At 69.2% G+C, this 14,049-nt stretch carries 13 protein-coding genes; 7 read left to right on the top strand and 6 right to left on the bottom strand.

The genetic code is table 11. The annotated features are described in order from the left end of the window. Positions 1–40 precede the first annotated feature (40 nt). Positions 41–925, bottom strand: coding sequence for a hypothetical protein (locus AW273_RS18005; protein ID WP_062349487.1), 885 nt, complete (start codon positions 923–925; stop codon positions 41–43). A gap of 317 nt (positions 926–1,242) precedes the next feature. On the opposite strand from AW273_RS18005, the gene serA reads away from it, so the two are divergent. From serA to AW273_RS18020, 3 genes are all read left to right on the top strand, one after another. Beyond that, positions 1,243–2,832, top strand: coding sequence for a phosphoglycerate dehydrogenase (gene serA / locus AW273_RS18010; RefSeq protein ID WP_062349488.1), 1,590 nt, complete (start codon positions 1,243–1,245; stop codon positions 2,830–2,832). A 400-nt stretch (positions 2,833–3,232) separates the two neighbouring features. Beyond that, on the top strand, positions 3,233–4,279 hold the full coding sequence (locus AW273_RS18015) for a 3-isopropylmalate dehydrogenase (protein ID WP_062349489.1): 1,047 nt from the start codon (positions 3,233–3,235) through the stop codon (positions 4,277–4,279). A 117-nt stretch (positions 4,280–4,396) separates the two neighbouring features. Further along, positions 4,397–5,488, top strand: coding sequence for a branched-chain amino acid aminotransferase (locus AW273_RS18020; protein WP_062349490.1), 1,092 nt, complete (start codon positions 4,397–4,399; stop codon positions 5,486–5,488). Here the strand turns inward: AW273_RS18020 and AW273_RS18025 are convergent. Next, positions 5,485–6,135 (bottom strand): O-methyltransferase, encoded by a 651-nt coding sequence (locus tag AW273_RS18025; RefSeq protein ID WP_062349574.1) that lies wholly within the window; start codon positions 6,133–6,135, stop codon positions 5,485–5,487. The genes AW273_RS18020 and AW273_RS18025 overlap by 4 nt on opposite strands. A gap of 194 nt (positions 6,136–6,329) precedes the next feature. Between AW273_RS18025 and cimA the strand changes: the two genes are divergently transcribed. Next, the gene (gene cimA / locus AW273_RS18030; RefSeq protein WP_062349491.1) at positions 6,330–7,904 is read left to right on the top strand and encodes a citramalate synthase; all 1,575 of its coding nucleotides are present in this window, start codon (positions 6,330–6,332) and stop codon (positions 7,902–7,904) included. 21 nt (positions 7,905–7,925) lie between these two features. On the opposite strand, the gene AW273_RS18035 is transcribed toward cimA, so the two are convergent. From AW273_RS18035 to AW273_RS18050, 4 genes are all read right to left on the bottom strand, one after another. Further along, complete coding sequence (locus AW273_RS18035) at positions 7,926–9,593, bottom strand: heparinase II/III family protein (protein ID WP_232327481.1); 1,668 nt, start codon at positions 9,591–9,593, stop codon at positions 7,926–7,928. Positions 9,594–9,698: 105 nt separating this feature from the next. After that, positions 9,699–10,358 (bottom strand): nucleotidyl transferase AbiEii/AbiGii toxin family protein, encoded by a 660-nt coding sequence (locus AW273_RS18040; RefSeq protein WP_062349492.1) that lies wholly within the window; start codon positions 10,356–10,358, stop codon positions 9,699–9,701. Continuing rightward, positions 10,358–10,750 (bottom strand): hypothetical protein, encoded by a 393-nt coding sequence (locus AW273_RS18045; RefSeq protein ID WP_063910005.1) that lies wholly within the window; start codon positions 10,748–10,750, stop codon positions 10,358–10,360. Before AW273_RS18045 ends, AW273_RS18040 begins: the two co-directional genes overlap by 1 nt. 61 nt (positions 10,751–10,811) lie before the next feature. Continuing rightward, the gene (locus AW273_RS18050) at positions 10,812–11,093 is read right to left on the bottom strand and encodes an antibiotic biosynthesis monooxygenase family protein (RefSeq protein ID WP_062349493.1); all 282 of its coding nucleotides are present in this window, start codon (positions 11,091–11,093) and stop codon (positions 10,812–10,814) included. Positions 11,094–11,125: 32 nt separating this feature from the next. Here AW273_RS18050 and AW273_RS18055 point away from each other — a divergent pair, with 32 nt between their 5' ends. From AW273_RS18055 to AW273_RS18065, 3 genes are all read left to right on the top strand, one after another. After that, the gene (locus tag AW273_RS18055; protein WP_062349494.1) at positions 11,126–11,896 is read left to right on the top strand and encodes a fumarylacetoacetate hydrolase family protein; all 771 of its coding nucleotides are present in this window, start codon (positions 11,126–11,128) and stop codon (positions 11,894–11,896) included. A 34-nt stretch (positions 11,897–11,930) separates the two neighbouring features. Further along, entirely contained in the window at positions 11,931–13,256 is a 1,326-nt protein-coding gene (gltX, locus tag AW273_RS18060; RefSeq protein ID WP_062349495.1) for a glutamate--tRNA ligase, read from the top strand. Positions 13,257–13,470: 214 nt separating this feature from the next. Further along, the gene (locus AW273_RS18065) at positions 13,471–14,049 is read left to right on the top strand and encodes a hypothetical protein (RefSeq protein WP_157555895.1); all 579 of its coding nucleotides are present in this window, start codon (positions 13,471–13,473) and stop codon (positions 14,047–14,049) included.

Consider the following 14,049-nt stretch of genomic DNA (forward strand, 5'->3'; position numbering starts at 1 on the left):
CAATTCAAGCCCAATCACGGTAAATCGGATAGGGAATCGATCAGTCCGTTACGTCGGCACAGACGACGTGCGCGCCCAGTTCGATCATGCGCCGCTCGGTGAACGCGTCGGCCACCCGCGCCATCAGCACCGGAGCCTCGCTGGCGGCCAGTTGCGGCAGCCTGGCGCGCACCCCGCGATGGAGGTCGCGGACGATGTCCTCGGAGTTGGCGGTGTGCACCTTCACATGCAGCATGATCCCCTGCGACCCCGAGACGGTCCGCGCGGCGGAGATCCACACGTGGTGGACGACCGGGATGTCACGCAGCAGCTCGGCGATGGCCACCCGCAGGGCGGGCAGGATCGGGTGGTTCGTGCGCTGGTATCCGGGGTCGACGACCTGCATCGCGCCCGACAGGTGCTGGCGCGGCTGCGGGATCCACGGCGCGGGCGCGGCCGGGGCGTGCTGCTGCACCGGCGGGACCGGCGCGCCCAGCGGCATCGGCGCCGCGGTGCGGACCGGCGGCTTGGGGATCCGGTCCATGCTGCCGGTCGCGTAGGCGTTCGGCGTGGCGCCCGACAGGACGGGATGCGGTCCGCTGCGGGTCTGGCGGAGGTATCGCTGGAGGTCGTCGATCGGCACGGCCGCGGCGGCGGGGCCCGCGGCGTCGATGACGATCTCGCGGACCCCGGTCACCCGCTGGATGTCCAGGATGGTGTCGGCGTCGCACACCGACAGCGAGTGGCTGCCCCGGTGGCGCGCGTAGGTCGCCGGACCGGTGTAGCCGAGCAGCACCCGTTCGCCACTCTGGGTGGTGCCGAGCACCACGGAACGATCGGGCCGGACGGCGACAAGGATGCCCCAATCCGCCAAAGCGGCGAGAAGTTGGTGCGGACTGCCGTGCTGGGCGAGCACTTCGCCGAGAGCGGGATTCCCGATGCTCATATGCTGAACCATAGGTACCGAACCACGATTTAGCAGGCTAATCGGCAAGATTAGGTGCGATCAATACCAAGTTGGCGGCTGTGGGGATTGGCTCGGTCCAACCCGGGTATGCCGATGAATCCGCCGTTTACGTGAGGGATTCTCACGACTCCCCTGGGTAACAGCCGTCTCGTATGGCGGATCCTCCGAGGGCTCTCCGAACGGCGTGGATAGACTCGTCGGCGACCCATGAAGCGAGACGCGGCGGCCTGGGGCCGGCTGCGGCTCGCGCTCGTGAATCTGCCCTTAGAGTCGTCACGTTCGAAGGAAATCATCCAGTGAACAAGCCCGTCGTACTGGTCGCAGAGGAGCTCTCCCAGGCCGGTCTCGCCGTCCTCGGAGCGGACTTCGAGGTCCGTCAGGTCGACGGAGCCGACAGGTCCGCGTTCCTTCCGGCTCTCTCCGACGTCGACGCTCTGATCGTGCGCAGCGCCACCCAGGTCGACGCCGAGGCCGTGGCCCACGCGCCGAAGCTGCGTGTGGTGGCCCGCGCGGGCGTCGGCCTCGACAACGTCGACGTCGACGCGGCCACCAAGGCCGGCGTCATGGTCGTCAACGCGCCCACCTCGAACATCACCAGCGCCGCCGAGCACACCGTCGCGCTCATCCTCGCCTCGGCCCGCAACGTCGCCCAGGCCCACACCGCCCTCAAGGGCGGCGAGTGGAAGCGGTCCAAGTACACCGGTGTCGAGCTCGACGAGAAGGTCGTCGGCATCCTCGGCCTCGGCAAGATCGGTCAGCTCGTCGCCCAGCGCCTCGCGCCGTTCGGGGTGGAACTGATCGCGTACGACCCCTACCTCCCGGCGGCCCGCGCGGCGGCCATGGGCGTCCAGCTCGTCTCGCTCGACGAGGTGCTGGCCAAGGCCGACTTCATCACCGTCCACCTGCCGAAGTCCAAGGAGACCATCGGCCTGATCGGGGAGCGAGAGCTCCACATGGTCAAGCCGAACGTCCGCCTGATCAACGTGGCGCGCGGCGGCATCATCGACGAGAACGCCCTCTACTCCGCCATCAAGGAGGGCCGGGTCGCCGGCGCCGGCATCGACGTGTTCCCCAAGGAGCCCGTCACCGACAGCCCGCTGTTCGAGCTCGACCAGGTCGTCGTCACGCCCCACCTCGGCGCCTCCACCCACGAGGCCCAGGAGAAGGCCGGCACCCAGGTGGCCCGCAGCGTGAAGCTCGCCCTCGGCGGCGAGTTCGTGCCCGACGCGGTGAACGTCCAGGGCGGCGCGGTGGCCGAAGAGGTCAAGCCGGGCCTGCCGCTGACCGAGCGGCTCGGCCGGGTCTTCACCGCCCTCGCGGGCGAGGTCGCCACCCGCCTGGTCGTCGAGGTCCGGGGCGAGATCGCCTCGCAGGACGTGCGGGTGCTGGAGCTGGCCGCGCTCAAGGGCGTCTTCACCGACGTCGTCGAGAACGGCGTCACCTACGTGAACGCGCCGCTGCTGGCCCAGGACCGGGGCACCGTCGTCGAGCTGGTCACCAGCCCCGACAGCCCCGACTGGCGCAACGTGATCACCGTCCGCGGCGTGCTGGCCGACGGCCGCACGGTCTCGGTCTCCGGCACGTTGTCGGGCCCGCGCCAGATCACCAAGATCGTCGAGGTCAACGGCTTCGCGATGGAGATCGAGCCCACCGACCACCTGGCGTTCTTCACCTACACCGACCGCCCGGGCATCGTCGGCATCGTCGGCCGCCTGCTCGGCGAGCAGAGTGTCAACATCGCCTCCATGCAGGTCGCCCGTGGCGCCAAGGGCGGCAAGGCCCTGATCGCGCTGACCCTCGACTCGGCGGCCCCGGCCGACGTGGTCGACCAGATCGCCAGCGAGATCGGCGCCGACAGCGGCCGGGTCGTCGACCTCGAAGGCTGATCGTCACGACATCGAGGCCGCATCCGTTCCCGGAACGGGTGCGGCCTTTGCCGTCTCATGGGGTGAGATGGTAGGTCGTCCTACGAGATGGCTGGGGTACTGTGGCAGGGATGCGTCGGGTACTCGTAATTACCTGCCGCGGCGGGGTCTGACCCAGCAGGCCGGCGACCCGCCGCGGAGTCGTGGCGTGCCGACCTCCTTTCTCCTCCCAGAGCCTGGAGACCCTCATGTACGACATGTATCCGTGGAACCGTCCCGAAGACACCGACGACGAGGTCGCCGAGGCGCTGCAGATCGCCCTCGACCGGCGCGACAACGGCGGCTCGCCCGAGCGCTGACGCGACATTCCGTATGGTGAGATCGTTGTTCGATCTCCGAGACAGCCCGCTAAGGTACCCCCATGGATTCGAGCAACATCCGCCTGGCAGTGATCCCCGGCGACGGGATCGGCACCGAGGTCGTCGCGGAGGGCCTCAAAGTTCTCGACGCGGTCGGCGTCAAGGTGGAGTCCACCCACTATGACCTGGGTGCGGCGCGCTACCACGCCACGGGTGAGACCCTGCCGGACTCGGTGCTCGCCGAGCTGCGCGGCTTCGACGCGATCCTGCTCGGCGCGGTGGGCGACCCGAGCGTGCCGCCGGGGGTGCTGGAGCGCGACCTGCTGCTGCGCCTGCGCTTCGAGCTCGACCACTACGTCAACCTGCGCCCGGTGAAGCTCTTCCCGGGCGTGGAGACCCCGCTCGGCAAGGCCCGCCCCGAAGACATCGACATGGTCGTCGTCCGCGAGGGCACCGAGGGCCCCTACGCCGGCGCGGGCGGCGTGCTCCGCAAGGGCACCCCCCACGAGATCGCCACACAGGACTCGGTGAACACGGCCTACGGCGTCGAGCGGGTCGTCCGCTACGCCTTCGAGAAGGCCGCCGGCCGCGAGCGCCGCCACCTCACGCTGGTCCACAAGACCAACGTGCTGACCTTCGCCGGCGACCTGTGGTCGCGCACGGTCAAGCGGGTCGCCGAGGAATACCCGCAGGTCACCACCGACTACTGCCACGTCGACGCCGCGTCGATGTTCTTCGTCTCGCAGCCGCAGCGGTTCGACGTGATCGTCACCGACAACCTGTTCGGCGACATCATCACCGACATCGGCGCCGCCATCGCGGGCGGCATCGGCCTGTCGGCCAGCGGCAACGTCAACCCCGACCGCACCGCGCCGAGCATGTTCGAGCCGGTCCACGGCTCCGCCCCCGACATCGCCGGGCAGGGCAAGGCCGACCCGAGCGCGACCATCCTGTCGGTCGCCATGCTCCTCGACCACATCGGCCAGCCCGAGGCCGCCGCCCGCGTCGAGCAGGCGGTCGCCGACGACCTGGTCGAGCGCGCCGGCGCGTGGGCGGCCCGCACCACCCGGGAGATCGGCGACGACATCGCCGCCCGAGTAGCCGGCTGATCGCCGGCCACCTTCGACGTTCCCTAGCGCACAGTGGCCCGTGTTGGGCCACTGTGCGCTTTTTCGTGCCCCGCGACATGCCCTAGGTTTTCATCAGTAGCGTAGAGAGGAACCCGCATGACCAGCCAGCTCAGCTTTGAGGTGCGCGCCAACCCCCAGGCGCGCAGCACGTCGGAAAGAGAGCGGGTGCTGGAGGCGCCCGGCTTCGGGCAGACGTTCACCGACCACATGGTGTCGATCGACTTCACCGAGGGCGAGGGCTGGCACGACGCCCGGCTCGAACCCTACGGCCCGCTCGTGCTCGACCCGGCCACGTCGGTGTTCCACTACGCCCAGGAGCTGTTCGAGGGGCTGAAGGCCTACCGGCAGGCCAACGGCTCGATCGTCGCGTTCCGCCCCTACGCGAACGCGGCCCGGTTCAACACCTCGGCCGCCCGCATGGCGATGCCCGAGCTGCCCGAGGACGTGTTCGTCGAGTCGCTCGAACTGCTCGTGCAGACCGACCGCGAGTGGGTGCCCACGACCGAGGGCCATAGCCTCTACCTGCGCCCCTTCATGATCGCCACGCAGGCCGGGCTGGGTGTCAACTACCCCTCGAAGACCTACCGCTACATGGTGATCGCCTCACCGGCGGCCTCCTACTTCGCGGGCGGCGTGAAGCCGGTGTCGGTGTGGTTGTCGACCGAATACACCCGCGCGGCCCCCGGCGGGACCGGCTTCGCCAAGTGCGGCGGCAACTACGCGGCCGCCTTCGTGGCCCAGCGCCAGGCCGTCGCCGAGGGCTGCGACCAGGTCGTCTGGCTCGACGCCGTGGAACACCGCTACGTCGAGGAGATGGGCGGGATGAACCTGTTCTTCGTCTTCGGCGACCGCCTGCTCACCCCGGCGCTCACCGGCACCCTGCTACCGGGCATCACCCGCGACTCGATCCTCACCTTCGCGGCCGACCTCGGCCTGACCGCCGAGGAGGGCCGCATCTCGATCGAGGAGTGGCAGGCCGGGTGTGAGTCGGGCGAGCTCACCGAGGTCTTCGCCTGCGGCACCGCCGCCGTCGTCACCCCGGTCGGCTCGGTGAAGGGCGCCGACCGCGCCTGGACCGTCGGCGACGGCACCCCCGGGCCGGTCACCCTGAAGATCAGGGAAGAGCTCATGGGCATCCAGTACGGCACCCGCCCCGACCCCCACAACTGGGTGCACAAGATCGCCTAACGCTTGCGCGCCAGCGTCAGACCGTCGGCCACCGGGAGCAGCACCGAATCGACCCGGGGGTCGGCGGTCACCATGTCGTTGAACTCGCGCAGCACCGGCACGTTGCCGTCCGCGTCGGGGTCGGTGATCCGGCCGCCCTGGATCGTGTTGTCGCAGACGATCAGGCCGCCCGGACGCATACGCGGCAGCAGCGCCTCGTAGTAGGCCGGATAGCCGGCCTTGTCGGCGTCGATGAACGCGAAGTCGATCTCCTCGCCGCCGGGCAGCGCGCCCAGGGTCTCGACGGCGTCGCCGAGCCGCAGTTCGATGCGGTCGGTGAGCCCGGCGCGTTCCCAGTACCTGCGGGCCATCGACGTCCATTCCTCGCTGACGTCGCAGGCGATCAGCCGCCCGCCGGGAGCCAGGCCCCGGGCGATGCAGATCGAGGAGTAGCCGGTGAACGTGCCGACCTCGACCGCCAGTCTCGCGCCGGTGAGCCGCACCAGCATGGTCATGAACGTGCCCTGCTCGGGCGCGATCTGCATGCCGGCGAAGTCGGCGTGCAGAGCCGTCGTCTCGGCCGCGAGATCACGAAGGACCTGGTCGGGCTGGGTGGCGTGGGCGGAGAGGTAGGCGGGCAGCGCTTCGCCCAGATAGGAACCCTTCATGATCACTATCTTACTTGGTGAGATCGATGTGCCAGAGGGTGGTTCCGGCGGGTAAGCTCGGCTTCACCATGTTCAACGGTCTGCTCATTATTGGCAGGCGCGCCGGCTGACGGATCATTCCAGCCAGGCGCGCAGACCTCTCACGCCCGTGAGGGGTCTTTTTGTTTGTCTCGCAATCACCCCAAGGAACCGAGATGGCCGACGACCGCTTCCACGTGTACGACACCACGCTCCGCGACGGCGCTCAGCAGGAGGGCCTCAACCTCTCCGTGGCCGACAAGCTCGCCGTCGCCCGTCACCTGGACGCCCTGGGGGTCGGTTTCATCGAGGGCGGTTGGCCGGGCGCCAACCCCAAGGACACGGAGTTCTTCCGGCGCGCTCAAACAGAGCTCGACCTGAAGCACGCGCAACTCGCCGCGTTCGGCGCGACCCGCCGGGCCGGAGTGAAGGCCGCCGACGACCCACTGGTGGCCGCCCTGCGCGACTCCGGCGCGCCCGTCGTGACCCTTGTCGCCAAGAGCCACGACCGGCACGTCGAACTGGCCCTCCGCACGACTCTGGAGGAGAACCTCGCGATGATCCGCGACACGGTCTCCCACCTGCGTGCGGAGGGCCAGCGGGTGTTCCTCGACGCGGAACACTTCTTCGACGGCTACAAGTCCAACCCCGCCTACGCCCTGGAAGTGCTCCGGACGGCGGCCGAGGCCGGGGCGTCGGTGATCGCCCTGTGCGACACGAACGGCGGGATGTTGCCCGACGAGCTGGCGGACGTCGTCCACAACGCGGTTCAGACCAGCGCCCGGATCGGCATCCACTGCCACGACGACACCGGCTGCGCCGTCGCCAACACCCTGGCGGCCGTGCGGGCCGGGGCGACCCACGTGCAGGGCTGCGCCAACGGCTACGGCGAGCGCTCGGGCAACGCGAACCTGTTCACCGTGGTGGCGAACCTGCAGCTCAAGCGGGGCTTCGACCTCGTGCCGCCGGAGGCGCTGCGCGACCTGACCCGCATCGCCCACGCCATCACCGAGGTCACCAACGTGACCCCCAACTCCCACGCCCCCTACGTCGGCGCCTCCGCCTTCGCCCACAAGGCCGGCCTCCACGCCTCGGCGATCAAGGTCGACCCGAACCTCTACCAGCACATCGACCCCGCCGAGGTCGGCAACGACATGCGCATGCTGGTCTCCGACATGGCCGGCCGCGCCTCGGTCGAGCTGAAGGGCCGCGAGCTCGGCTACGACCTGACCGGCGACCAGTCGCGGGAGCTCGTCGACCGGGTGAAGGACCTGGAGTCGCGCGGCCACACCTTCGAGGCCGCCGACGCGTCGTTCGAGCTGCTGCTCCGCGACACCCTCCACGGCGAGAGCCGCCGCCACTTCACCGTGGAGTCGTGGCGGGTGATCGTCGAACGCCGCCCGACGGGCGAGGTCGTCAGCGAGGCGACCGTGAAGGTCCACGCCAAGGGCGAGCGCATCGTCGCCACCGGCGAGGGCAACGGCCCCGTGAACGCCCTCGACCGGGCCGTCCGGCTGGCGCTGGAGAAGCTCTACCCCGAGCTGGCGACCGTCGAGCTGATCGACTTCAAGGTCCGCATCCTGGAGGGCACCCACGGCACCGACGCGGTGACCCGCGTCCTGGTGACGTCGAGCGACCCGAAGGGCGACTGGAGCACGGTCGGCGTCGACGAGAACATCATCGAGGCGTCCTGGCACGCCCTGGAGCAGGCGGTGACGTTCGGCCTGCTCCGCGCCGGATACGAAATCTAACTGCCGCGCCTCCGGCGCGATCTAGACGAGGTCCTTGCCCGAAACCTTGAAGGTGACCGGCCCGTTCGGGGTGTGCGCGATGACCGTGCGCCCCGAACAGGTCACCGACCCCTCGGCGGTGCCCGGCACGACCACGGTCAGCAGGCCCTTGGCCGACGGTGACACGATCACCGGGGCGGCGGTCTTCTGCATGTAGGTCTGGGAGATCCACCCCTGGAAGGGCTTCGGCCGGCCGGAGACGATCTGCTGGCCCTTCACCGGCTTGCAGCCCGGCAGCACGAACTGCACGACGGAGGCCCGCCAGTCGTTGTCCTTGACCACGACCCGGCCGCCGCCGTTGCCGGCGACCGACATGCGCGGATCGAGGTGCCACAGGTTGCGCACCTTCCCGGACGCGACCGTGTCGAGGACCGCCATGACGTCCTTCTTGTCGTGGTTGACCAGCACGGCCCTGGTCCGGCTGACGCCGTAGGCCCGGTCGGTCAGCGTGTACGACTGGCGGTCGTCCTTGACGGTCTTCTTCGTCAGCGACGACGGCGTGCCCGGCCGCAGCCTGCGCCCCTGGGGGATCGGGACGTTGTGGGCCTCGGGGCTGAGGGTCCAGTTGCGGTAGGGGCTCGGCTCGTAGGAGTGGAACCCGGCCTCGGTCAGGATCGGCCGCCCCTGGGCGTAGTAGGTGACGCCGAGGTGGTCTTCGTGGCCGTGGAACTTCATGCCGGGGCCGTACCGGATCGAGTAGTAGGAGGCCTCTTTGGAATCCCAGGCGGACCGGCCGAAGACGTACCCGGCCTTGTAGATCTGGACCTTCGAGTCGGGCCGCGCGTAGGCGGAGGGCTGCACGTCGGCCGCGCCGTCGCCGATCGGCACCAGGAAGCCGTTGGGCATCGTGGCGGCCGAGATGTGCTCGGGCATCAGGTCGAAGCGGGCGGCCATCTCGGCGGGCACCTTCTGGCCGCACTCGCGGATCCGGTCCATGGCGACCTTGAGCCGCTCGTGGAAGTAGATCGCGTAGCGGGGCGACTGCTCCAGCAGGGCGCCCTGGGAGTCGACGTCCATCTTGGTGGTCGTCGTCATCCGGCTCAGCGCCTTGGACTTCCAGGCCGCCTTGCCCATGCGGCACCCGACGCCCAGCAGGGCGATGTCGGCGTCGAGCCCGTGGTTGTGCCCCCACTTGTAGTTGGAGTTGTCGTTGAGGAACCGCGCGTGGCCGTTGAGGCTGTCGGTCAGCCACTTGGCCGAGACGTGCTTCGACAGGCACACCAGCACCGGAGTCCGCAACGAGACGGTGTGCTCCGCCCACGCCAGCTTCGGGGTGTTCCGCCCGTGGTAGGGGTTCTTCTCGACCCAGTCCTTGATCACGGCGGTGCCGCGGGCCAGGTAGGAGGCCTTGCCGGTGGTCTCGTAGTCGGCCACCAGCCGCCCGGCCCAGCGCAGCGACTGGAACACCATGACCCACGACCGGTTCTTGTACGGGTCGAGCTTCCAGTCGACCCTGTCGCCGATCTTGACCGGATCGAGATCGAGGAAGCCCAGCTCACCGTCCATGACCTCGGGGGAGGTCGGCGTCGAGGGCAGCCACTCACCCTGACACTCCGTCGTCTTCGCCACGGCATGGGCGGGCCCGGCCTGAATCAGGCTGCCTAACACGACAAGAACGGCGAACACGCCGAATCGGATACGGCGCGTCACGCCTGTTCCTTCCATACGGGGGGCGCGGCTCATGCTGGCCGACGGTGCGTGACAGGTCAAGTCGGTCGGCTGAGCCTGGGAAACCCCTGAGAGGCCGGGAACGTGCTAATCGGCGATCTCGTGGGCCAGCCGGAGCGAAAGATCCTTGTACCAGTCCAGAGCGAACTGCCGGATCTCCGCGAGGTGATCGTCGCTGAGATCGTACTGCGCGAAGATCTGGTCATCGAGATATGTCGCCGTCTCCAGCCGCTCGACGAGGTGCGTGAGGCTGAAGCGGTCTTCGAAGACCGCCCCGAGGCGCTCCAACTGGCCGAAACTGTAGAACTCCCGAACCGACGCCACATCGATGAGGTCACGGGCGACGCTGCGTCCGTGGAGCGCGGCCACCTTCATGCCCACCATGTCGTCGAGGCTGGCCACCGGCAGGTCGTGCTTCCGGACGGGTTCCTTCTGGAGCGGTTCCTTCATGAGGTCTACGGCGCAGGTCTGCTCGGTGATCGGATCGATGACGATCAGGCGACCGAGAAGGGGAGTGCCGCGAACCTCTTCGACGGTGAAGCCGTGCCGCCGGAAGGCTTCGGCCATCGCTCGCGTGGCCACGGGGATGGACGGGGCGTCGAAGGTGGCGAAATCGAGGTCCTGGCTCGGCCGATCGACCAGACCATGGGCTCGCATGGCGTATCCGCCGGCCAGGACCAGGCGATGCTCGTCGCACACTTCGAGTGCGACCGACAGGACGCGCCGATGAAAATCGGGCATCTCCATCAGGCGGAACGCCTCGCCTCGATCGTCTCCCGGGCACGGCGCATCTCGGCCTTGAGTGCGGGCGCCGCCTGCTCGGCCACCTCACGAAGGACAGGGAAGCGCCCTTCCCAGGTCTCGATGTATGCGGGTCCGAGCATCCGGTGCAGCAGGGGCCAGACCTCAAGCAGGTGCTCAGCCGTCAGGTAGTGCTCGACGTCGGCCCGGACGCCCTCGGTGATCACGATCTGGTACATCATCAGGCACTGCGTGGGATCTCCCAGGTCGAAACTGCGGAGACCTGACCAGCAGAGCTTCAGCGGGAGATCGACGACTCCGTCGGCGGGGCCGCGCAGCGCCGCCAATGAGGTGGGCGCGCGGTCCGGGACGTCCGCGTAGCGACTCGGAAGGGCCATGTCCTCAGTATCCCCCGCCCCGCCTCGTCGCGCAGGGGATTGGTTCAGATCCTGTACAGGACTAGACTGCCGCCGGGCCGGTGCTCTGGACCACGTCGAACGTCCATACCTCCGCCTGTCCCTGCCCGTGCCCCTGCCCCGCCCATCGCTGGAAGTCCTCCTCGCTGCGCCACCGCGTGTAGACCAGGTACTTGTCCGTCCCCTCGACCGGGCGCAGCAGTTCGAACCACTCGAAGCCGTCGGCCGTCTCCACCATTCCGGCCCGGCCGGCGAACCGCCGTTCGAGGTCGTCGCGCATCTCCGCCGGGATGGTCAGGACGTTGATCTTCACTACCGATGCCATGGCGCCACCTTACGAGGCACTAGCCTGGGACGGTGCGTATCGCGAGGTTCTCCACTGGTGGCGGGGTCGCCTTCGGTGTGGTCGAAGAGGGCGAGCAGGTGCTCGCGAGGATCGACGGTCATCCCTTCGGCGGGGTGTCGCTGACGGGGGAGCGGTTCCCCGTGGCCGAGGTGCGCATGGTCGCGCCGATGTTGCCGTCCAAGGTCGTGGCGATCGGGCGCAACTACGCCGACCACGCCAAGGAGATGGGCAACGACGTGCCGTCCGAGCCGATGATCTTCCTGAAGCCGTCGACCTCGGTCATCGGGCACAACGAACCCATCGCCTATCCCGAGAACCTCACCCAGCACGTCGACTACGAGGGCGAGCTCGCCGTCGTCATCGGGCGGTTGTGCCGCGACGTGCCGGCCGAGCGGGCCGGCGACGTCATCCTCGGCTACACCTGCGCCAACGACGTGACGGCCCGTGACCTCCAGCGCAAGGACGTCCAGTTCACCCGGGCCAAGGGGTTCGACACGTTCTGCCCGCTCGGGCCGTGGATCGAGACCGACCTCGACGCGTCCGACCTCGCGCTGACCACCACGGTCAACGGCGAGTTGCGGCAGAGCGGGCGCACCTCCCAGCTGATCTTCGACATCCCGGCGCTCATCGCCCACGTGACCGCCGTCATGACCCTCCTGCCGGGTGACGTCATCCTCACCGGCACCCCCGCCGGCGTCGGGCCGGTCAAGCCCGGTGACGAGGTCTCCGTGGGCATCGAAGGCATTGGAACTCTCACCAACAGGGTTGTCTCTCGTGACTGAGGTACGTGTTCGCTTCGCGCCGTCCCCCACCGGCATGTTCCACGTGGGCGGCGCCCGGTCGGCCCTCTTCAACTGGGCCGTCGCCGAGCAGACCGGCGGAAAGTTCGTGCTCCGGATCGAGGACACCGACGCCGCCCGCAACCGCCCCGAATGGACCGACGGCATCATCTCGGCGCTGGCGTGGATCGGCATCCACAGCGAGTCGCCGCTGTTCGAGGGCCCCTACTTCCAGTCGGCCTACGCCGACCAGCACCGCGAGACGGCCGCCCGCCTCCACAAGGAGGGCCGCGCCTACCACTGCACGTGCACCCGCGACGACGTGAAGGCCCGCACGGGCTCGGAGCACAAGGGCTACGACGGCTACTGCCGCGACCGCGGCCTGACCGAGGGCGCGCTGCGCTTCCGCACCCCCGACACCGGCATCACCGTGGTCGAAGACCTGGTCAGGGGCACGGTCGAGTTCCCCAACGACGCGATGGAAGACTTCGTGATCTCCCGCGCCGACGGCTCGCCGCTGTTCGTGCTGGCCAACGTGGTCGACGACGTCGAGATGGGCATCACCGAGGTCGTCCGCGCCGAGGAGCACCTGTCGAACACGCCGAAGCAGCAGTTGTTGTGGGAGGCCCTCGGCCACACCCCGCCCGTGTGGGCGCACCTGCCGGTGATCGTCAACGAGAAGCGCCAGAAGTTGTCGAAGCGGCGCGACAAGGTCGCCCTGGAGTCCTACCGCGACGAGGGCTACCTGGCCGAGGCCATGGTCAACTACCTGATGCTGCTCGGCTGGGGCCCCGGCGACGACCGCGAGATCATGCCGTGGTCCGAGATGGCCCCCCTGTTCGACCTGCGCAAGGTGAACCTGTCGTCCGCCTTCTTCGACGAGAAGAAGCTGCGCGCCTTCAACGGCGAATACATCCGCAGGCTGACCCTCGCCGAGTTCGTCGAGCGCTGCGACCCGTTCCTCGACCCCGCGTGGGACCGCGCGACGTTCCTGAAGGTCGCCGAACTGGCCCAGACCCGCGTGGCGGTCCTGTCGGAGATCGCCCCGAACGTCGACTTCCTCTTCCTCGACGAGCCCGTCCACGACCAGCAGTCGTGGGAGAAGGCCATGAAGGCGGGCGCGACCGAGATCCTGACCGGCTACGCCGGCCGCCTGGCCACCGTCGACTGGACCCCCGACGCCCTCAAGACCGCCCTGGAGGAGGTCGGCGCCGAACACGGCCTCAAGCTGGGCAAGGCCCAGGCCCCGGTCCGCGTGGCGATCACCGGCCGCACGGTCGGCCTGCCGCTGTTCGAGTCCATCGAGGTCCTCGGCCGCGAGAAGTCGATCGAACGCGTCAACGCGGCCCTGTCCAAGCTCTGACCGCGCCGGCCGCCTGCCCGATCACGGCAGGCGGCCGTCTTCAAGCCCTTCCGTTACGGCTCCGCCCACCCCGGCCCCGCCCGCCGCCTCCGCACCCCGCCGCGACCGGCGCTCCTCACCCGCTCCCGCCTCCCGCCGCGACGCGGGCACCCCAGGGTCGCCGGCCGAAAAGACCAGGGTCCACACGTCGTCACGTCAGCCGCACACTGGGCGCATGTCCTTACGCTCCAGGTTGGCCCGCGCGTTCGTCGCGGTCACGGTCGCCGCCACCGTCGTGCTGGCCCCGGCCGGACCGGCGTCCGCCGGGATCTGGCAGATCACCGACGGGTTCGAGCCCGGCAGCAATCCGGCGTCCCGGTGGTCGCCCACCGTCGTGGGCACCTGCTGGGGGCCCTACTACACGGGCGGCATCGGGCCCGCCCGCACCGGCACCGGCTTCGCCCACTGGCGGGTGCTCTATCGGCCCGACTGGTGCTCGATCGGGCGCACCATCACCCTCACGCCGGTGGTGACCCGCCCGGGGCCCATCAGGTGCAGCGCGGGCGTCTGGGCGCGGCTGCGCGGCGGGGACCCCCAGTTCGCCCTCGAAGTGATCGATCCCGACACCTGGACGTACATCGCGCTGAAGACGGTGCCCTATCCGGGCTGGAGGGCCGACTACACCCTCCACACGGTGAGCTGGACCGCGCAGCGCGCCGACGTCGTGCTCCGGCTCACCCTGGGGGCCATGGGGAACGGCCCTTATCCGGCCGAGATCGAACTCGACGACGTCGTCGTGCAGTGCACCTACTGA

The organism is Herbidospora yilanensis, assembly GCF_001570565.1.
GTDB lineage: Bacteria > Actinomycetota > Actinomycetes > Streptosporangiales > Streptosporangiaceae > Herbidospora > Herbidospora yilanensis.